Below are 20,904 nucleotides of genomic sequence, written 5' to 3'. Positions count from 1 at the left end.
CTGACTTCCTTTGCTTTTGATGGAAATTGAGATGACCGACCAGACTACCCGCCTGCCGATCCGCCGCGCCTTGATCAGCGTTTCCGACAAGACCGGGATCCTCGAATTCGCCAAGGAGCTAGAAGCGCTGGGCGTCGAGATCCTCTCCACCGGCGGGACGTTCAAGCTGCTGCAGGACAACGACGTTGCCGCAGTGGAAGTCGCGGATTACACCGGTTTCGCAGAGATGATGGACGGTCGGGTGAAAACCCTGCACCCGAAAATCCACGGCGGCATTCTCGGCCGTCGCGGCATCGACGACGCGATCATGAACGAGCATGGCATCAAGCCGATCGATCTGGTTGCCGTTAACCTCTACCCGTTCGAAGCCACCATCAACAAGCCTGGCTGCGACCTGCCGACCGCCATCGAAAACATCGACATCGGCGGTCCGACCATGGTCCGTTCGGCCGCGAAAAACCACAAAGACGTAGCGATCGTGGTGAACGCCAGCGATTACGCCAATGTCCTCGAAAGCCTCAAAGCCGGTGGCCTGACCTACGCTCAGCGTTTCGACCTGATGCTCAAGGCCTTCGAACACACCGCCGCCTATGACGGCATGATCGCCAACTACATGGGCACCGTGAACCAGGCTGCCGAGACACTGAGCACTGAAGGTCGCAGCGAATTCCCGCGCACCTTCAACAGCCAGTTCATCAAGGCTCAGGAAATGCGTTACGGCGAGAACCCGCACCAGAGCGCGGCGTTTTATGTTGAAGCCAAACCGGCCGAAGTCGGTATCGCCACCGCGACCCAACTGCAGGGCAAAGAGCTGTCGTACAACAACGTGGCCGACACCGACGCTGCCCTGGAATGCGTGAAGAGCTTCGTCAAGCCAGCCTGCGTGATCGTCAAGCACGCCAACCCGTGCGGCGTGGCTGTGAGCCCGGACGCCGAAGGCGGCATTCGTCAAGCTTACGAACTGGCCTACGCCACCGACACCGAATCGGCGTTCGGCGGCATCATCGCCTTCAACCGCGAACTGGATGCTGAAACCGCCAAAGCCATCGTCGAGCGTCAGTTCGTCGAAGTGATCATTGCCCCGTCGGTGAGCGAACAAGCCCGCGCCATTGTGGCGGCCAAAGCCAACGTGCGCCTGCTGGCCTGCGGCGAGTGGTCGGCTGACCGCGCTGCCGCGTGGGACTACAAGCGCGTCAACGGCGGCCTGCTGGTACAAAGCCGTGACATCGGCATGATCGGCAGCGAAGACCTGAAAGTCGTGACCAAGCGCGCTCCGACCGAGCAAGAGATCAACGACCTGATCTTCGCCTGGAAAGTCGCCAAGTACGTTAAATCCAACGCCATCGTCTACGCGAAAAACCGTCAGACCATCGGTGTCGGCGCCGGCCAGATGAGCCGCGTGAACTCGGCACGTATCGCCGCGATCAAGGCGGAGCACGCTGGCCTGCAAGTGGCGGGCTCGGTCATGGCATCGGACGCGTTCTTCCCGTTCCGCGACGGTCTGGACAACGCGGCCAAGGTCGGTATCACTGCGGTGATCCAGCCGGGTGGTTCGATGCGTGATGCTGAAGTGATTGCAGCGGCCGATGAAGCCGGCATCGCCATGGTGTTCACCGGCATGCGCCACTTCCGTCACTGATTCAACGCGATCCAAATGTGGGAGCGGGCTTGCTCGCGAATGCAATCTGTCAGCGACAACGGTTTCGACTGACACTGCGCTTTCGCGAGCAAGTCGAATCGTCGCACCGCCGCTCCCACAAAAAAGCAGCTTCATTGCTGCCTCCAGAATGAGCGTCATCCGAGGTTTTAGAAATGAATGTTTTGATCATTGGCAGCGGTGGCCGTGAACACGCCCTGGCCTGGAAAGTGGCTCAGGATCCGCGCGTACAGAAGGTTTTTGTCGCGCCGGGCAACGCCGGTACGGCGATCGAAGCCAAGTGCGAGAACGTCGCCATCGACGTGCTGGCCCTTGAGCAGCTTGCCGACTTCGCCGAGAAAAACGTTTCCCTGACCATCGTCGGCCCGGAAGTGCCGCTGGTGGCTGGCGTGGTTGATCTGTTCCGCTCCCGTGGCCTGGACTGCTTCGGTCCGACCGCCGGCGCTGCACAGCTGGAAGGCTCCAAAGCCTTCACCAAGGATTTCCTGGCGCGCCACAAGATCCCGACGGCCGACTACCAGAACTTCACCGAGATCGAGCCAGCCCTGGCTTATCTGCGTGAAAAAGGCGCGCCGATCGTGATCAAGGCCGACGGCCTGGCCGCCGGTAAAGGCGTGATCGTTGCCATGACACTGGCTGAAGCGGAAGACGCCGTGCGCGACATGCTCGCCGGCAATACCTTCGGTGACGCCGGTTCGCGCGTGGTCATCGAAGAGTTCCTCGACGGTGAGGAAGCGTCGTTCATCGTCATGGTCGACGGCAAGAATGTACTGCCCATGGCCACCAGCCAGGACCACAAACGCGTCGGCGACGGCGACAGCGGCCCGAACACTGGCGGCATGGGGGCTTACTCCCCTGCCCCGGTGGTCACCGCCGACGTGCATCAGCGCGTGATGGATCTGGTGATCTGGCCGACCGTGCGCGGCATGGCCGAAGAAGGCAACGTCTACACCGGTTTCCTCTACGCGGGTCTGATGATCGACAAGGCGGGCAACCCGAAAGTCATCGAGTTCAACTGCCGTTTCGGTGATCCGGAAACCCAACCGGTGATGCTGCGTCTGCAGTCGAGCCTGGTTCTGCTGGTCGAAGCGGCTCTGGCACAAGCGCTGGACAAAGTTGAAGCGCAATGGGACCCACGTCCAAGCGTCGGCATTGTACTGGCCGCCGGCGGTTACCCGGGCGACTACGCCAAGGGTGCAGCGATCAACGGTCTGGACGCAGCCGCAGGCCTGGAAGGCAAAGTCTTCCATGCCGGTACTGCGCTGAAGGATGGCAATGTGGTGACGGCCGGTGGTCGCGTACTCTGCGCCACTGCCATGGGCGCCAGTGTCGGCGAAGCTCAGCAGCAAGCCTACAAGCTGGCGGCGGCCATCGACTGGGAAGGCTGCTTCTACCGTAAGGACATTGGCTACCGCGCCATTGCCCGTGAACGTGGCGAAACCCAGGAATAAGCTGTGCATCAAGTCCGGCCTGGGATACCGTTCCTCGCCGGGCTGTTCCGCCGCCGCGCATCGTTATATTCTGGCATCAACCTACGAAGGGATTTCGCCGTGCGCTGGCTCAGGATTGCCATAAGCTTCACCGTCACGCTGCTGACCTTGCTCTGCATGCTCCCGGCCCTGGCCGCACAAGGCAGTGGCTGGTCGGTATTGCTTGATGATCAGGGCAATCTGCAACTGAGCGACATCCGCTCAGCCCGCTACACCAATCAATTCAGCCCCATCGACCTTGACCGCCTCACGGCAGCCGAGCCCGATGGCGCGTTGTGGCTGCGATTCAGACTGGCGCCCGGCAAGCACGAACAAGTGCTGCGCATCTTCGCCCCCGACCTTTCACACCTCAATCTGTACGTGCTGGACGGCGACAAGCTGATCGAGCAACGCAACACCGGCAACGACCAGCCCCAGTCCGAGCGGCCGCTGCCGAGCAGTGACTTCCTGTTGCCGCTGCCCCAGAGCGACAAGCCCCTCGACGTTTATCTGCGGATGGTTTCCGACCATCAGTTGCGTCCGTACATCACCTTGCAATCAGCCGTGATGAGCGCGGCCAACCACAACCAGACGCTGCTCTACGGCCTGCTGTTCGGCTGCCTCGGCATGCTGATCCTGCACAATCTCATCCGCTACGCCTACACCCGCTCTCGCAGCAGTCTGTGGCTTGCGGTCTGCGAAGTTCTGCTCAGTCTGAGCCTGCTACTGTTGCTTAACCTCGCAGGCCCCTGGCTGCCGAACTGGCACGCGATCCAGACCCCGGGGGCTTATCTGGCCCTGCTGCTGACCGCCCCGGCGGGTTTGATGTTCGCCTACCGATTCTTCGCTCCGCTCGGCCCGCACCCGCTGAATAAACTGTTGCTGGGCGACATTCTGTTCATCGTGATCTGCAGCCTGCTGCTGTTGTTCGTCAACACCCTGCCGCTGAACATCATCACCTACGCCTTGGTGGCCCTCGCCGGCCTGAGCATGCTGCTGGTCGGCTCCTACCATTGGCAGAAGGGTTATCGTCCGGCACGCCTGTTCGTCGCAGCAATGGTTGTGTTCAACATCGGCACACTGATTATCCTGCCAGCGCTGCTGGGGCTGACCCTGGTCGCTCCGCAAGGCCTGATCATGACCCTGATGGCGTTCATCTGCATCAGCGGCCTGCTGATGAGCATCGCTTTGGGCGAGCGCCAGCGCAGCATCACCGAAAGTCGTTTCAGCATCAGCCGCGACCTGGCCGCCAGCAATGCCGAGATCAACGCCAAGGCCGAATTCCTCGCCAAGATCAGCCACGAGATCCGCACGCCGATGAATGGCGTGCTGGGCATGACCGAACTGCTGCTCGGCACGCCGTTATCGGTCAAGCAACGCGACTACGTGCAGACCATCCACAGTGCCGGTAACGAACTGCTGACGTTGATCAACGAGATCCTCGACATCTCCAAGCTCGAGTCCGGACAGATCGAACTCGATGACGTGCAATTCGATCTCAACGCCCTGATCGACGATTGCCTGAGCATCTATCGGGCCAAGGCCGAGCAACAGAACGTCGAACTGATCAGCTTCATTCAGCCGCAAGTGCCACGGGTCATCAGCGGTGACCCGACCCGTCTGCGTCAAACGTTGCTGAGCCTGCTGGAAAACGCCCTGAAGAAAACCGATGAAGGTGAAGTGCTGATCGTCGTCGCTCTCGACGAGCGCAGCGCCAAGCCACGCCTGCGTATTGCCGTACAAGACAGCGGCGCGCCAATGGAGCAGGAAGAGCGCGATGCCCTGATGCACGCCGAACTGCACAGCAAGCACTTCCTTTCGGCCAATCGTCTGGGCGGTAATCTCGGGCTGGTGATCGCACGCCAACTGATCCGTTTGATGCAAGGCGAATTCGGTATCAAGAGCGGCGCCAATCAGGGCAGCACCTTGTGGCTGACCCTGCCACTGGACCCCGACCGTCTCGAACACCCCACCTCCGATCTCGACAGTCCGCTGCAAGGTGCGCGGGTACTGGTCGTCGACGATAACGACACCTGCCGCAAAGTACTGGTGCAGCAATGCAGCGCCTGGGGCTTGAACGTCAGCGCCGTGCCATCGGGCAAGGAGGCGCTGGCGCTGCTGCGTACCAAGGCGCACCTGCGCGATTACTTCGATGTGGTGCTACTTGATCAGAACATGCCAGGCATGACCGGCATGCAACTGGCGGCCAAGATCAAGGAAGACCCGAGCCTGAACCACGACATCCTGCTGATCATGCTCACCGGCATCAGCAATGCGCCGAGCAAGATCATTGCGCGCAACTCGGGGATCAAACGCATTCTGGCCAAACCGGTGGCGGGCTACACCCTCAAGACAACCCTGGCGGACGAACTCAACCAGCGCAACAAAGGCCAGGTGGTGTTCCAGCCGCAAGTGGTCACCCCCGCCACGGCGGCAAAAGTGCCGAGCGACTTCCGCATCCTCGTCGCCGAAGACAACACGATTTCGACCAAAGTGATTCGCGGCATGCTCGGCAAGCTCAACCTGCAACCGGACACCGCCAGCAACGGCGAAGAAGCCTTGCAAGCGATGAAAGCCCAGCGATACGACCTGGTATTGATGGATTGCGAAATGCCGATTCTCGACGGTTTCTCCGCGACGCAGCAATTGCGCGCCTGGGAAGTCAGCAACCAACGCATCCGCACGCCAATCGTCGCGCTGACGGCGCACATCCTTGCAGAGCACAAGGAACGCGCGCGCCAGGCCGGGATGGACGGGCACATGTCCAAGCCTGTCGAACTGTCGCAGTTGCGTGAATTGGTCGAACATTGGGTCGCACAGCGTGACCAGCAAAACCGGACGGCATCGACCTTCTGAGTGGCCTTGTATATCGATTCGATCAAATCTGGAGACTGCTCAGGTATTTAAGCGAGCCGGTTATCACCGACTTTTTGACCTTTTCCCGAAACTGGGCGTAGTGAAGTGTGTTGAAGGTGATGACTGCAAATTGCTCAACGCTTTCGCAGACCAGTGATTCATCCTCGGAGTACAGGAATCCGGGCACCTGGCGCTCAATCTTGAACTGTCGAGAATAAATGCCCATCTCCACCTTGTTCGGCCCGCTCATGATGCAGGGGATCAATTGAAAGATACCGACACTGCCGTGCAGGCTGGTGGACTCGAACACATCTCGCGCCGATGCGTTTCGCTCCATCGCCACCAGCGCACGACGCATGGGCTCGGAAAACGCCTCGCCCATGAGGGTTGAGATCCGCTGCGCGCCCTGGCCGGCCATCAGATTGTTCTGCAAGGGCGGCAAGGTTTGTGGCTTCGGCACATCCCAACCGACAAACTTGAGTACGTTGCGGTAGTACTCGAACCAGTCCCCCGATAACCCATCTTCAAACGCCGCGCGCGTAGCCCTTTGTGCATAAGCGGTGCTCATGCAGATGTCATCTCGGTGTGACGCGGGCAGGCCACCGGCAAATGACACAACGCTACCACCCACCACCGCTGCTTGCGGTGTCATCTGATCCGTCATGATTCAATCTCCGTTGGCAGGGTCAACGTCGCAACATTGCCCGCGACCTTGCCGCTGACTTTCAAGGCAATCGCATCACGCGCAGGGCCGTAAAGGGTTTCGGAAAGATTTGCCCGAGCGTGGTGCACGTAAACCAAACCTTGCAGATCACAAGTGGGGTATGGCTGCTGGAATGGATTGGGGCCTAATACTCGTCGAGTTTTGAACTCGACATACGCACTGGTGATCGAGGTGGGAGATTTCGCGCATATCACCAGCAAACGTACATCCGCCAGCGGCGCTGGCTCTGCGCTCGGCTCGGGCTCAACTGATGCCTGCATGCAACGGCGCAGCAGTTGGAGCGCGGGATCGTCGCCCGGCAACTTTGCAATTCGCGCTAGAACCGTGGCGATTGTATGGGTTTCACCCAAAGCACCGTTAGTCAACATGGCAGTAAACACGTCGGGCGCGAGTTCTTCGGCGTCAAGACTGAACTCCCATGTCTGTTTCGTCTTTTTCTGGCGCAACCAGAAGTCATCGAGAACACCTACATAAGCGTCATACCAGTTTATCCCGGTGGATTTTTCGACCTTTTTATTAGCCACCAATTGCGCCAGCAAGGTCGAGTTGAGCAGATCGTCGTAAGCCGCCACACCATCAGCCTCAGGCACAAGCACAATGGAATTACCAACAACCACCGTTAAATATTCGTCGACCATATCATCCCCTTGAATATAAAAACGGGCAGTCGACATTCGACTGCCCTGCGTTACTTATTAAATCTCGAACTCTTCGATTTTAGTAAGCGCATTCAGACCCAATGCATTGCGGATATACTCGCGCGTTGCGTTGGCGACATCATTATTCTTTTCAAATACTGTTTCGCCGCGGTACATTTTTACGTTGCGAATATCCACATCGACAAACAACACTTTGTCCGATGTGTTCCTGCGCAGAAAACGAACGGCACCGACAGCCATTTTGGGTACGCCGTTTACTTCGGTACAGGCACCGGTGGAGATACCACCTACGCCGTTATTCAGAAGGTTTCGTTCATACAGCGTTAACGCCGTCTCACGTTTGCTGAGGGCCGCAACGGCATCAGTTGCCACTTTCAGCATCAATGCGCTGGTCGGACCGGGCACTGCGACACCCGCGAGAACAGAGCCCAGAATCTCCAACACCAGTTTGTCCATGCGGACACTGGTGCCGCCGACTTCAAGATCACTGTAGTAGATACTGGTAGGCGTCCAGCCCGTGGAGGTCATGGCCTTACGGAAATGAAGATACCAATCCTGGCCTTGATCTTCCTGAGGATACTTTTTGTTCGCCGCCAGGCTGGCGAAAAGAAAGGCATTTTGCGCATCGGTTCGATTTACCTCACTGAGGTTACCCGTAAAGGACAAGATACCTTCACCCACGATAGAGCCTTTACCCGGTACTTCAACAGCATCCCCTGCGGTAATACCCGAGGTAAAACTGCGACTATGAATAGCAGGCACTTGATCGACCTCATACTGCTGAATATCTTTTAAGCAGCTAGCAATAAACCCTTGTTGCATTACTTGGTTACTCATAACGAATTCCTTATCATCATTTAAACAAGTCCTCATGAACTTGCGAAAACAACAATAACCAACCCACCAAGAACGCACAAACTTAAACATGTAACACCAATTACCAAAACAAAAAAAACAGCAACTAACAAGCAAACAAACAAACAAACAAACAAACAAACAACTATGCATAACACTCTAAAAGACAATACCCACAAGTCCTTGAACGACTGATAGACTTCTCCCTACACTCTACTGCTGCGAGCCAAGACCATGCTCCACGTGTTATTCAGCGTTTACCTGAAAATGCTGGTTCTCTACAGCCCGTTCTTCGTGCTGTCCTGTTTCATCAGCCTGACCCGTGGCTATTCGCGCAAGGAGCAACGCCGCCTGGCCTGGAAAGTGGCCGTCGCCACGCTGGTCTCCAGCGTTCTGCTGTACTTGTTCGGACGGGTGATTTTCGATGTGTTCGGCATTACTGTGGATGCGTTCCGCATCGGCGCCGGCAGCGTGCTGTTCATTTCGGCACTGGGCATGGCACAGGGCAAACCCGCAGTGCAGGCCGACAATGTGCAGCAGGATGTGACTATCGTCCCCCTGACCATTCCATTGACTGTCGGCCCCGGCACCATCGGTGCCTTGTTGGTGATGGGCGTCAGCCAGCCGCACTGGGACGATAAACTCACGGCGATCATGAGTATTGCGCTGGCCAGTTTTACCGTTGGCGTGGTGCTTTATCTGTCCAACCGTATCGAACGGATTCTCGGCGATCAGGGTTTGCAGATCGTCAGTCGCTTGATGGGATTGTTTGTTTGCGCACTGGCAGCGCAGATTATCTTTACCGGCGTTAAAGGGTATCTGGTGCACTGAGCAGGGTTATCGACAACGTCTACCCAGCGAACGCCGAGCCCGCCAGTGGGCCCATTCCTGCCCGGCATCAAAAATAAAAAGGTCGCGAACTGTTTGTTCACGACCTTTTATTTTTAGTCTGGCTCGATGTTTCAGACGATCTTTTGAATGACCTTTTCAAGGGTCGCAACCCCTTGATCGACTCTGGCTTGCGACAAGGCTTTCAGCCAATGTTCGACCCCATGCATGTGGTGCTGACCATCGATCCGGACACTTATCTGCACTGGCACACCCGGCTCACCCTCATCGGATTTCACGTCCCGCACAATCAGGCTGTGAGCATTGTCCGGATCGGTGAACACCAGTTGCCCATCGACCAGCGACATCATCAGCCGCTCGCTGGCGGCCATGTCCAGAACCAGTGTGCAAGCGCTTGGCATTTGATCTCCTGAAGAACGCCGACTATCGACCACGATGCAGCTCAACCGCTGCCACGCCTGTTCCGACACCCGATAGCTCGACACCTGCGAACCGAAAGCCAGAATCAACGTGTCGACGCCGTCGGGTAACAGCTCCATAACCTGCGCGATCTCACCGCTCAACTCGAGCGACAGGACGTCCTCCTCACGATGCGCATAGTTACCGGGCCCCCACGAACGATCGGCAGCGTCAGGGCTGAAGATCAGGCCGTCAATCGGGTCAAACAGCATCGGTATCGACGCCTGGCGAGTACCGAGAAACACCGCCCACTGCCCGTCGGCCCGTCCTGTAACAGCGAACAGGCGATCCAGTTCCGGCACGTAATACTGATAGCGATCCGCAGACTGCTCGACTTGCAGTACCGAGGCGTGGGATTGCCCATCCAGCAGCGCCTTCAAACGCGCCTGCAACTGTGCAGGCGTCTGCCCCTGAACCTGCGACCACTGATTCTCGACACTGACGATGCGAGCAGGCTGCTGGTCGAGCAGTTCCAGATTGATACCTTCGCGGGTGCGCCCCAACAGACCCTGCCCATGTTTGAGCACCTGGACGAACGCCCATTGCGGCCAGACTTTTTGTACCAACGGCAGTTGCTCGGCAGACACCAGCCGCGTGCCATCGGCAAAAGCCTGGCGCAACGTCTCGAACGTGACCAACGCCTGCCGGTAAAGCTGCCCCACAGAAACATCCAGCAGCCAGACGGCCTGTTTGTCAGGCGTCAGCCCCAGCAGTTCCAGCTCCTTGCCATCGGCGTTGTCGACCAGCACTCCCTGCCCGTCAATGCACCACACAGCCACGAAGCCACTACCGGACACGTTGCTTAACCCGATGATCGGGAAAGGTGCGCCTTTGTACGATTCGGCCAGCGCAGGTAGCGCGGTCAGCCAGTCCGGGTGCCTTTTCAGCCATTGCTGGCCGAGGCCGACAAACTCAAGAGCACCGTGTTTATCGATCTCCAATAGCCGGCCATCGGCCTTGGTGGCGATGTAGCGTTTACCAGCCTGCGTGACCGCGATGACGTCACGCTCAAGCACTTCGTTTCGATAAAAACCACCCGCCACTCCAGGCGCCACGCCTCGGCTGATCAGCCGGCTTTGCTTGCTGTAAAAGAGCATCGCGAAGTCATCAGGCTCATGCGGCATCAGCATTACCATGTCCCGGTCACTGCCCAGTTCGGCGCGAAAGTACTTGCCGGTGCCACCCTCGCCAAGCCAGGCCTGATCGTGCAGACCTTCAAGAATGTAGGCCCGGGCGTGAACGAACAAGGCGGATTGCCAGGTGCTTGTCCCGGCCATCATGCCCGGTGTTTCATCCCTGAAAGGACGTGGCGTCGCGAAGTGATTGATCAGGGAAGCCCAGTACACGGCGCCTGGCTTGTTGACATAGTCGCGCGCAAGAGACGAAGTCTTGATCCCCGTCAGCACCACGTTCCAATCCGCGATCCGGTAATGCAACGTGACCTCGACCTCCGTCTGCTCAAGCATGCGTTGCGATACCCGCAGCGTACCGTCGTCATCCTGTAGGCAGCCGATGATCTTCGAGCCACTCGCCGGGTTCATCAAACGAAAACGGTGAACGACTGTGCCGGTGACCGCGTCGACACACCACACCGTCGCGTGATCAGGGTGGTAGAACCAGGCATGGTCGACGCTGGCACCACCGAGCACGATCCCCTCCCTGACAACAACCGGCAGATTGCGGGCATACAACATTCGATCCCGCAGCACATCATAGAAAGCGGTGGTGAACACCGATCGCTCACCCGGAGTGAAAGGCACCTTGAACGCGTAAAGAGGCACATACCCGGTCACCCATCGCTGCTCGTTTACCCGTTTACGCAGATGTGCCAGAACCTGCGCCATGCTGCGGCTGGCATCAAGCGTGATCGAGACCAGATGCAATCTGAGGTCATTCCAGTCGATCCGGAATAACTCGCCCCCGGCCAGCTCAATAAACCCGTCGAAGGCATTGAGCACAATGCCGTCGACCTTCAGTTGGGGATCGTCGAAGGTCACGCGTTCGAGGCTGGCCCAAGGCGCGCGAACCACCCATTGAGCGCGCCCTTGCGGGAGCGTCACGGCGACAATCCCTGGTGTGAGCCAGAAATGGTAGAGCCCGGTTTGAGCGGTGATTTCATAGGAAACCAGATTTTTCCACTCCGCCGGCAGCTCCGGCACCACCAACTGACGCACATGCTCGTCCAGTTGCACCTCGATCGTCGTCGGCTTATAGACCGGGTGCAGTTTGTAGAGAATGTGCGGAAACGGTGTGTTGACCGTGAAATAGAAACGCTGATGACCATGCTCGTCGTACTCCAGCTTTTCTACTGCGCTGTTACGCAAATCCGGGTACCAGGTTTCAATGCTACCGCTGGCGTAATCCAGCAATGCCAGGCCAGGCACAACGTACGAGGCGAAGGATGTCGGGACCTCGCTGCTGGCCCGTGGTTCGTGCCATTCTCCGGGCATTGGCGTGTAGGCAAAACCCGGCGTTCCGAGTTGGTATTCGTAACCGTAATAACAGGTCGGCGTACACGGCAGCACGACCGTCTGGATATCGTCGGGCACGACCCTGACCAGATCGATTCGCCCGGGCAGTCCCAGCGACTGACGGATATCGATGGCTTGATGAATTCGCTTCGGATCATCGTTGTACTGCGGTAACTCCAACCCTGCGCGATCCATGGGGTAGAACTTCTGGCTGTCAAAATAAACCTGGCTATTTTGCAGATCCAAGCGCGTGACGACCGCCTCCGGTTCGAAGCGCAGCACACGGCCCTTGCGCGTGTAACCGGCCGTTCCGTAAGCATTCTGAATCTTGCGCAAATGGGCACCCACGGCCCGGGCCTTGTCGCTGATCTGCCCCAGGTTACTGGCGATGGCCGATACACCGATGCCAACACCGAGCAACGGCACTGACACAATAGCGGCGGCAGCGCCGACGGTTCCACCCGCGGCCAGTGCGACGATATCCAGCCCCAGCGCTGACGCATCGAACACCAGTTGCGTGGCCAGCCGCGAGCGCTGCTCCTGGTGGGTGGCAACCGCCAGGCCGTAAATGTCGAAGCCGATATTGGCCACGGAAAAAACAGTCCCGACGCCTGTGGCTGCACGCCCCAGAAGCCGTCCGGACAATGACGATTGGCGTAGCGCCAGACTCTGCTCACTGGCCGCCACCTGACGCACCAGGCGGATTGTCTGTAGCGAATCGCTCAACACGCCATACCCCAACTGGGCGTAACTGACATACACCTGCACCTGCAGGGCTATCGACAATGCCGGGACCTGACCGTGGTCGGCCTGATAGTCGCGATGACGCATTTCGGTGATCAGCGTCTGGATCGCAAAGGCAAAACTCAAACGACTGCCGCCATCGGCTTCACCCGATGCGCGGTCAGCGCCTGCCAGGCTTTTCACCAGACGCTGCACATGTTTTTTGACGTTGCTTAGCCGCGAATCGAGGGTGGTGATATTCAAGGTCTTTTGCGGGTTGCGCGCATCCACCAGCGTCACGCTGTAACGGCTATCGGAATCTTCCCGAACCGTTTCCAGCAGGGGTAAATACTCGCGCCCCACTTTGTGTTCAGTGCGCAAGGCATGAGTGGCCTGTTCAAGCTCACCTGCCCAGTACCGAGCATCGAGTTGCGCCAGACTGGCCCCCATCCGGCTGTTGTCGTTCAACGAGCGTGTACGCGCGATGGCTTGTTTGTCCCACACCGTGGCGGTTTGCGTGTCAACAACGGCGGAGTTTTGCACAAAGCCGTCCAGCAGCAGATTCACCGAAACAACCTTTTGCGCAATCGCCGCTGTATTCAACTCGATGACGTTGAAGTGCGGATTAACTCCGTCACCCAGACCGTACAACCTGGCCAAGGCGCCGTTCTCGGCACTCAGGTAATGCGCCACCCCCTGCTTCAGTTCCTGTACACCTGCAAACCCATAGATCGCAAAGTTCGGCTCATAAAAACGAAAGACGTTCTGATCGCCCACTCTGGTTTTCGCCACCAGCAAGGCGTGATTACCGGTATCGAGCAGCATGACGACGGGCGCCGTTTTCGCCTCAAGCGCCTGTGCGATGTGTTCCAGGCTTTGGCTGCCCAACGGTTTGCCGACATCACTCAGAGGCAAGTCATGCAATTCATCCAGCGCCTGCAGCAAGGTCCGGGCGTCTGCGTCTTCAGGGGTCTGGCTGGCGTTGGCCACCCTGCCGATCAACGCCCGCTCCGCTGACTCGCCACGAGGCAGTGCCGCCGCCATCAACAGTGCCAGCGGATAACACCTGCGGCCGGGGTCACCGGTTGTCTGCATCAGCAGGTCTTGCGGCACCTGCCGGGAAGAAACGGCGCCTGCCTTGACAAATGCCTCACGAACCTGGGCACCGCGATTGAGGATGCGCAGGTGATAGTGACGTTGCGCGGTGTTGTTGATTTGCCCGAGGCGCTCGCCCCATTGACTCAGAGTCAGCGGTTCGTTGAGCGCGAGCACTTTGAGTTCGCGCGCCGTGTGTTTGCCGGATACGCCACCGCGCGCAAGGCCTGCCTGAAATGCCGGTGACGGACGCTGGCGCAAGGCTTTTTCAATGGCATTGAAACGGGCAAACACTCCCCCTTCAGAGGTTTCGCGAGCGATAGTCAGCACCTCTTGCCATGCGCCGGCAAACCCGTTGGCATCCAGGTGCATGGCACCGAAAATACCGCCCAGCATGACCCGCTGCAGCGGGCTCAACTGCTCAAGCGTCAGTGAACCGTGAGCAACATGGGAGAACAGCTCGTTCAAGTTTGTGGTGGACTGCGCCCCATGAGAAACGGGTAAGTCACTGTTAGGCTGCGCGAGGATTTCCTGGCGTGCGTCGAATCCGATGGAAACGTTTTTGTTGAAGGTGATGTCACCACTCAACTTGTCCTTCATTGCACGATTGAACGGTTCGCCCAACTCATCCATCAGTTGTTGCAATACCGAGGTCAACAGCACCGGCTTGCCTTCAATCACCGGCCAGCCTTGTTTGAACGTCAGGGTCTGCTGATTCAGCAACTCTGCCAGATTGCCGGCATAACGTGATTTGAGTTTGCCGGTTTGCCATTTTTCCTGCTCTTTCGCCAACCACTCTTCAGGCTGGGCATTGACGGTCCAGCCGGAGATCGTTTCCTCTTCGGTATTGAAGTTATAGCCTTCACTCAGCGCCAGTCTGTTCATGATGCCGACGTAGTCGGTTTGAAGATGAGTTTCGATATATCCCCGCAAACCTATGTTGGCGGCACCGGGGCCCGTCAGGTTTATTGTGCCGCGAGCGTCGATGCGAATACCGTCCTGGTAGTAACTTAAAATGGACTGAGCCAAATGACTCAGAAAATCTTCGACTGATGGCGTGAGCTTTCCTTCTGCTCTTTTTTCGTTCATGACGTTTTCAATCAGACCCGACAACTTGTCGATTTCCGACCAGTTGATACCCGCCTCGGCAGCCCTGCGTTCAACGGTTTGCAAAGCGTCATAATTGAAGCGAATCAACTGCATGATCGACAGGGTCATACCACTACGAGGATGTGCCAGGAAGTGCGCATTCATTTGTCGGTCGAATTGAATGCCCATGCGAAATCCATTCTCGGGCACTCGCGCATCGGCCGATGGAACAAATATGTCACGGGCATCCGGCTTGCCGCGCGCGAAAGCGAGCAGCGACGCCTTGTGACTGGCAGGAATTTTGTCGGTTTTATCCGCATAACGTGCGCGATCCCGTCCCGGCATCAGTGCCTCGTTGTGATTGAGTAACAACTGCAAGACACCCAACCGCTGTACATCATCGAAACCACTGATATCCACCCCACCCAACTTATCGGCCAGCGGTGGCAAGTAATCCATATCGCTGTAACGACCACCCTCCAAATACTCGGCCTGCAACCGCACAACATCACTGGCCGCGGCAAAATTGCCACGCAGGGCGACTTCTCGCTGGTAGACATCCTGTAAAAAGTGGTCGGCGAACTCATGCCTGACGTCACGCAACTGCAGATCCTGGCCGGCCATTGCCAGATGCGTCTCAAGGCAGCGCTGGCGAAAGGCGTCGAGGGTTGCACGGTCCTTGCCGTAAGCGCGGACCATCAGGTCAATGCGTGCCGCGTCCGCTTGACCGCGCCATTGCGGTTGTTCGAGATACTCGAACATCTGGTGTTTCAACACCCGTGCGCGATCCTCGATCATCCGTGCCAGGTAGTTGGGGTGGGTGACCTTGTCGCCTCCCGCCTCCATGGCATGCGCTCTTGCACTGTCGAGAATCACCCGGTTCATCTCAAACGCCAACAATGCATCACTGTCGAACCAGAGATTGAACCGATACCCCTCAGGCTCCAGTACTGCGCGCCAGATGTTCATGTAATCACGCTGGATGTCACCGACTTCACTGCCACCAACCCAGACGAAGTGCATGATCTTCGGCACTGGCCGGGCGACGCCATGAAGCATGTCCACCGTCGCCGACAGCCTCGCCTCCGACTGACTCAGCCAGTTTTTAATCCGATTGATCTCCACAGGCACGGGTGTCTTCTTGCGGTCCAGCAATGTTGTCAGCGACTCTTGGAAAAGTTTCAGCGACAGCCATTGTTCGGCTTCATTGTGCGTTTGATTGAACAATTGATAGTACGTGGCCAGTGCCGTGTATTCGGCGGAACCGGCAAACTCGCTCAATGCCATTTGAAGTGCTGAATAATCTTCAGCCGATATGAACCTGTAGTCATCCGTATTCTTTTTCATCGCTCTCATCCTTGAATCAACTATTCAAAAGTCGGACAAAACTAAGGCGTAAACACGGAGCACTCAAAAGTGAAGAAACGCAAGTAATGTCAAACGAAACATTGAACAACATTCAGCGTCGACAACGGCATAATTCGGCAACAACTGCGCCGGGGCATTTCAAACCAATAAACGCACAAGGCCGCGAACCCGGAAGGTTCGCGGCCTTGTTTATACGCACTGACTTTAAACGCGAAAAGTATTAACCCGATGTCACGTCGACTTGAAGTTGCTTACAACATTCTCGACGCTGCAACGATGGTTTTTTTCAAGAAACCGGTTTTTCCCCATACCAGCGTGGCGTATAGACCCAATCTCCACCGCCGGCACGGGCAAAAGTGCAAGTGGTGGAAGAACCAATCAACACCATGGTGCGCATGTCCACCTGATCGGGGGTCAAGGCGCCGAGGGTCGTCGTACGCAAGGTCTGCCCCGGACGCCCGATGTCTCGCCCCAGTACCACGGGCGTTTCGGCGCTGCGATGTTGCGCCACGATTTCCAGCGCGCGGCCCAATTGCCATGGGCGCGCACGGGAGATCGGGTTGTAGAAGGCCAGTGCCAGGTCCGCTTCGCCGGCCAGATCCAGACGTTTTTCGATAATCGACCAGGGTTTGAGGTTGTCCGACAGCGACATCACACAGAAATCATGCCCCAGCGGCGCGCCGGCCTGAGCGGCGGTGGCAAGCGAAGCAGAGACGCCCGGAAGAATGTCCAGATCAACGCTGTGCCAGGCCGGGTCATCGGACTCGTGCAGCGCTTCGAGCACTGCCGCAGCCATGGCGAACACCCCCGGATCACCGGACGACACCACAATCACCGAACGCCCGGCAGCCGCCAGCCTGAAGGCGTGGCGGGCACGTTGCATCTCTTCACGGTTGTCGGTGCAATGCTGCACCTGATCGTCACGGAACGGGCCGGCCATACGCACATAGGTTTCGTAGCCGAGCACGTCGGTGGCGCGGGCCAGTTCGGCTTTCACCGCTGGCACCATCAGTTCGGCAGCGCCGGGGCCGAGGCCGATGACGGCGAGACGACCGCGCGCACGCCCAACTTGCGCGATGTCCAACGGTTGCTCAGCGAGAGCCAAAGTGATGCCGTGTACAGATTCAATCATCGACACGCCCGGCAATGCCGGGAGTTCGTCCGTTGCGCCAATAAACCGCAGCGGCACGCCCAGTTCCAACGCCGCTTCACGCAGATTCGCCGAAGCCATCTGCGTGTCGATCGCCACCAGACACGCCAACGATTGCACCGCCACTTTCGCGTCGTGCAACGCTGTACGCAGGGTGTTTGGCAGATCGGTGACGTCGGCGCTGACCAGCGCCGCCACACTGCGCGGATAGATCAGCAGCTCATTGGCGCTGGCTTCGCGCTCGGCACTGCTCACATGAATTGAACGCTGCGCCTGCGGATCTTCCGGCAACTGTGCCTGCGCCAGCCACGGCGCGGCGCCTTCGATGCGCACGCTGTGCCCGGCCAGCAGATCGGAGACAAAACGCTTGCCCAGCTCCAGATCCGCCAGTGCGTAGCCGCTCGGGGGATTGAGCAGGCAGGTGCCAAAACGCAGCTCGCCGCTGGTCGTAATGGCCGGGGCGACTTGCAGCCCGGCGGCGATTTCCCGCGCCATGACGTTCACGCCGCCGAGGCCACCAAGCAGCGGCACCACGGCGCTGCCGTCTTCGGCGACGGCGAGAACCGCAGGCTCGGCGCCCTTCTCCAGCAACAGCAGCGCCAGCGTGCGAATGACAATCCCGGCCGCACACAGGGCAATGATCGGCGTGTCCTGCTGATACAAGTCACGCAGCGTGGCGCCGAACTCCGGATAGGTGCAGTCAGCGCCTTCGACCCGACCCGCCAGGCCATGGATCTGCGCAGCGGGGTATACCTGCTGAATACGGCGGGCGGTGGCCAGGCTGCCCTGACCGAGAATGACGATGGCGGGTGTGGAGTAAGTCATCAGCCTTGCCACCGCTCGCCAGGCACGATGATCAGCGAGAAGTACGGCGAGGACATCGGCTCGACCTGATCCATCGGCACGATTTTCTGATTGGCCATGGTCGCGCGCTCGACATACAGCGCGCGCTCAGCCAGACCGAGCTCTTCGAGCACCTGACGCACTTTGGGGAAATTGCGCCCCAGCTTCATGATCACCGCCGCATCGGCATCGGCCAGGCGTCGTTTCAACTCTTCATGGGGCAAGACCCCGGACAGCACCGACAGGCTCTGATTGCGATATACCAACGGCGCGCCGAGTACCGAAGCGCCGCCGAGCATCGAGCACACGCCCGGCACCACTTGCGCCTCGTAACGGCTGGCGAGGCGATCGTGCAAATACATGTAGGAGCCGTAGAAGAACGGATCCCCTTCACAGATCACCGCGACGTCGCGACCGGCATCCAGATGCGCGGCCACCGTTTGGGCCGCTTCATCGTAGAAATCACTGATGACCTGTTCATAGGAAAGCGGTGCCGGCAGCGCTTCGGTGGTCACCGGGTAAACCAATGGCAGCAGGTTCTGTGCTGCTTGCAGGTGCGCTTCGATGATGCCGAATGCGTTGCCCTTTTTGCCCTTGGCCACGAAGTACGCCACCACGGGCGACTCGCGCAGCAGGCGCAGCGCCTTGACGGTAATCAGTTCCGGGTCACCGGGGCCGACGCCCAGGCCAATCAAACGACCTTTTGCCTGCATCATTCGATCTCCGTGGCGAGGGCGTTGACGGCGGCGGCGGCCATCGCGCTGCCACCGAGCCGGCCTTGCATGATCACGAACGGCACGCCTCGGCTGTCGGCCGCCAGCGCGGCTTTCGATTCAGCGGCGCCGACGAAGCCCACCGGGAAGCCGAGGATCAGCGCCGGTTTCGGCGCCCCGGCGTCGAGCATTTCCAGCAGATAGAACAGCGCGGTCGGCGCGTTGCCGATTACCACCACACTGCCTTCCAGATGCGGCCGCCACAGTTCCAGCGCGGCGGCAGAACGGGTGTTGCCCAACTCACGCGCCAGCACCGGCACGCTCTCATCGCGCAGGGTGCAGATCACTTCATTGTTGGCCGGCAGACGCGCGCGGGTCACGCCTTCGCAGACCATGCGTGCATCACAGAGGATCGGCGCACCGGCAGCGAGCGCATCGCGCCCGGCCTTGCCTGCCCCTGCCGAGAATTGCAGACCGTCGACAGCCTCGACCATGCCGCAGGCGTGGATCACCCGCACCGCGAGTTTTTCCAGGTCGGCCGGGATGCGCGCCAGATTGGCCTCGCGGCGAATGATCGCGAAGGAGTTGCGATAGATCTCCTGACCGTCGCGGATGTAATCAAGCATCAAGGGAGCTCCGAGAGCGGGCGTCGAGCAGGGTCGCGGCCGCTTCAATAGTAAGGTTGCTTGCGCGCAACGCGCCGAATCCCGGCAGCAAAGCATCGCGAAAATAGAGGTCGTAATGACCGGGACTGACGGCCAGCAAGGTCACCGGGGCACAGTGGGCGGCGGCGCACGAACGCGGGCAGCCGCACAGGTGCGCACTCACACCCGGGGGCAGCAGTGGCGCCAGCAGGCGGGCATCCTGCTTGGTGTCGGCCAGACCTTTGCCACAGCCGTCAGAACCGGTACAGGCGATCAGTCGCGCCAACGGTTCGAGGGGCTGCGTCAACAGGTTCAGGTGTTGCAGGCTGCGCAGCACCTGCGCCGCGTCACACGGTTTCACGTTGGGCAGCAACAGACTTTGCCAGGGTGTGAAACGCAGGCTGCCATCACCGAACTGACGCGCCAGTTGTGCCGCGCCACGCAGCATGACCGGGTCGAGACGCCCCAGTGGCGGCACGGCACCGACATAGACCCGGTTATCGGTGTGCTGCGGATGAACGCCGATGTGCAAATCATCCGCCGCTGATGCGCGCTGCCAGTCCATGACCGATTTAACCGGCACACGCTCTCGCAACCGCTCAAGAAAGGCCCGCATGGGCAACTCTTCGAGCAAATGACGCATGCGCGTCTGCTCCGGTCGGGTCAGGTCAAGGAACAACGCCAGCACCGCCACGACCAGCGCATGGCCGTTTTCCAGCGACACGGCGCCGACTGCCCGGTCCGTCGGGCATCCGGCAAGCCCGAACGCCAACAGCACTTCGCCGTCGTGTTCGAACGCCGACAGCCACAGATCATGCGGATGTTCGAGCATCGCCAGCGCTTCCCCGCCGTCCAGTTGCACGGCGAACTTGGCGCTCAGCTCAGAGCAGCGTGGGTGGCTTTGCAAGGTGTCGAGAATCTGCGCGGCGAGTGCGCGGGTATCGACACGCATCTGCCGGTCGATACCCGCGGCGGGGCTGAGCATGAGATTGCGTACATCGTCGCCGGCAGCACTTCGCGGCCCTAGACCGGCGGCCAGCAGACTGTCGATCAGGGCGGCGCTGTGCGGGCCGATCCCGCGAATTTGCAGGTTGGCGCGGTTGGTCGCCTCGATCACGCCGCCAGCAAACCGCTGGGCAGCCTGCGCCACGGCATCGGCCTGATCCGCGGTGATCGAGCCGCCATTGAGCTTGATCCGGCAGATGCCACCGTCCAATGCCTGGACGATACGCAGCAACCCCGGGCAGGCCGAGGGGCGTATGGCGGTGGACATCGGGCGT

The 20,904-nt window shown here is 59.1% G+C and carries 12 protein-coding genes; 4 read left to right on the top strand and 8 right to left on the bottom strand.

What is annotated here, in order from left to right; translation table 11 throughout:
* Positions 1–31 precede the first annotated feature (31 nt).
* From purH to AACY11_RS04665, 3 genes are all read left to right on the top strand, one after another.
* Positions 32–1,639: a bifunctional phosphoribosylaminoimidazolecarboxamide formyltransferase/IMP cyclohydrolase gene (gene purH, locus AACY11_RS04675; RefSeq protein ID WP_339493984.1), complete on the top strand. Its 1,608-nt coding sequence runs from the start codon at positions 32–34 to the stop codon at positions 1,637–1,639.
* A 173-nt stretch (positions 1,640–1,812) separates the two neighbouring features.
* Entirely contained in the window at positions 1,813–3,108 is a 1,296-nt protein-coding gene (purD, locus tag AACY11_RS04670; RefSeq protein ID WP_339431842.1) for a phosphoribosylamine--glycine ligase, read from the top strand.
* A gap of 99 nt (positions 3,109–3,207) precedes the next feature.
* Positions 3,208–5,982: a hybrid sensor histidine kinase/response regulator gene (locus AACY11_RS04665; RefSeq protein ID WP_339431841.1), complete on the top strand. Its 2,775-nt coding sequence runs from the start codon at positions 3,208–3,210 to the stop codon at positions 5,980–5,982.
* 22 nt (positions 5,983–6,004) lie between these two features.
* On the opposite strand, the gene AACY11_RS04660 is transcribed toward AACY11_RS04665, so the two are convergent.
* From AACY11_RS04660 to AACY11_RS04650, 3 genes are read right to left on the bottom strand one after another with little or no spacing between them, the layout of a single operon-like run.
* On the bottom strand, positions 6,005–6,646 hold the full coding sequence (locus AACY11_RS04660; protein ID WP_339493983.1) for a hypothetical protein: 642 nt from the start codon (positions 6,644–6,646) through the stop codon (positions 6,005–6,007).
* Positions 6,643–7,380, bottom strand: coding sequence for a hypothetical protein (locus AACY11_RS04655; RefSeq protein ID WP_339493982.1), 738 nt, complete (start codon positions 7,378–7,380; stop codon positions 6,643–6,645). Before AACY11_RS04655 ends, AACY11_RS04660 begins: the two co-directional genes overlap by 4 nt.
* Positions 7,381–7,401: 21 nt before the next feature.
* Positions 7,402–8,202: a hypothetical protein gene (locus tag AACY11_RS04650; protein ID WP_339431838.1), complete on the bottom strand. Its 801-nt coding sequence runs from the start codon at positions 8,200–8,202 to the stop codon at positions 7,402–7,404.
* Between the two features lie 252 nt (positions 8,203–8,454).
* Between AACY11_RS04650 and AACY11_RS04645 the strand changes: the two genes are divergently transcribed.
* Entirely contained in the window at positions 8,455–9,051 is a 597-nt protein-coding gene (locus AACY11_RS04645; protein ID WP_221732815.1) for a MarC family protein, read from the top strand.
* Positions 9,052–9,182: 131 nt separating this feature from the next.
* On the opposite strand, the gene AACY11_RS04640 is transcribed toward AACY11_RS04645, so the two are convergent.
* From AACY11_RS04640 to cobG, 5 genes are all read right to left on the bottom strand, one after another.
* The gene (locus AACY11_RS04640; RefSeq protein ID WP_339493981.1) at positions 9,183–16,253 is read right to left on the bottom strand and encodes a TcdA/TcdB pore-forming domain-containing protein; all 7,071 of its coding nucleotides are present in this window, start codon (positions 16,251–16,253) and stop codon (positions 9,183–9,185) included.
* Positions 16,254–16,560: 307 nt separating this feature from the next.
* The gene (gene cobJ / locus AACY11_RS04635; RefSeq protein ID WP_339493980.1) at positions 16,561–18,249 is read right to left on the bottom strand and encodes a precorrin-3B C(17)-methyltransferase; all 1,689 of its coding nucleotides are present in this window, start codon (positions 18,247–18,249) and stop codon (positions 16,561–16,563) included.
* Positions 18,249–18,983: a precorrin-2 C(20)-methyltransferase gene (locus tag AACY11_RS04630; protein WP_401159178.1), complete on the bottom strand. Its 735-nt coding sequence runs from the start codon at positions 18,981–18,983 to the stop codon at positions 18,249–18,251. The genes cobJ and AACY11_RS04630 overlap by 1 nt, the downstream gene beginning before the upstream one ends.
* Positions 18,980–19,606: a precorrin-8X methylmutase gene (locus AACY11_RS04625; RefSeq protein ID WP_339431835.1), complete on the bottom strand. Its 627-nt coding sequence runs from the start codon at positions 19,604–19,606 to the stop codon at positions 18,980–18,982. Before AACY11_RS04625 ends, AACY11_RS04630 begins: the two co-directional genes overlap by 4 nt.
* Entirely contained in the window at positions 19,599–20,897 is a 1,299-nt protein-coding gene (gene cobG / locus AACY11_RS04620) for a precorrin-3B synthase (protein WP_339493978.1), read from the bottom strand. Before cobG ends, AACY11_RS04625 begins: the two co-directional genes overlap by 8 nt.
* Between the last annotated feature and the right edge of the window lie 7 nt (positions 20,898–20,904).

The organism is Pseudomonas sp. RA_105y_Pfl2_P56, assembly GCF_963970845.1.
Taxonomy (GTDB): domain Bacteria; phylum Pseudomonadota; class Gammaproteobacteria; order Pseudomonadales; family Pseudomonadaceae; genus Aquipseudomonas; species Aquipseudomonas baetica_A.
This window is presented reverse-complemented; position numbering and strand designations above follow the sequence as displayed.

Bases quoted from the DNA above. Each gene is read 5' to 3' on its own strand.
- purH (WP_339493984.1), top strand. From the start codon at position 32: ATGACCGACCAGACTACCCGCCTGCCGATCCGCCGCGCCTTGATCAGC.
- purD (WP_339431842.1), top strand. From the start codon at position 1,813: ATGAATGTTTTGATCATTGGCAGCGGTGGCCGTGAACACGCCCTGGCC.
- AACY11_RS04660 (WP_339493983.1), bottom strand. From the start codon at position 6,646: ATGACGGATCAGATGACACCGCAAGCAGCGGTGGTGGGTGGTAGCGTT.
- AACY11_RS04655 (WP_339493982.1), bottom strand. From the start codon at position 7,380: ATGTCGACTGCCCGTTTTTATATTCAAGGGGATGATATGGTCGACGAA.
- AACY11_RS04650 (WP_339431838.1), bottom strand. From the start codon at position 8,202: ATGAGTAACCAAGTAATGCAACAAGGGTTTATTGCTAGCTGCTTAAAA.
- AACY11_RS04645 (WP_221732815.1), top strand. From the start codon at position 8,455: ATGCTCCACGTGTTATTCAGCGTTTACCTGAAAATGCTGGTTCTCTAC.
- AACY11_RS04640 (WP_339493981.1), bottom strand. From the start codon at position 16,253: ATGAAAAAGAATACGGATGACTACAGGTTCATATCGGCTGAAGATTAT.
- cobJ (WP_339493980.1), bottom strand. From the start codon at position 18,249: ATGACTTACTCCACACCCGCCATCGTCATTCTCGGTCAGGGCAGCCTG.
- AACY11_RS04630 (WP_401159178.1), bottom strand. From the start codon at position 18,983: ATGATGCAGGCAAAAGGTCGTTTGATTGGCCTGGGCGTCGGCCCCGGT.
- AACY11_RS04625 (WP_339431835.1), bottom strand. From the start codon at position 19,606: ATGCTTGATTACATCCGCGACGGTCAGGAGATCTATCGCAACTCCTTC.
- cobG (WP_339493978.1), bottom strand. From the start codon at position 20,897: ATGTCCACCGCCATACGCCCCTCGGCCTGCCCGGGGTTGCTGCGTATC.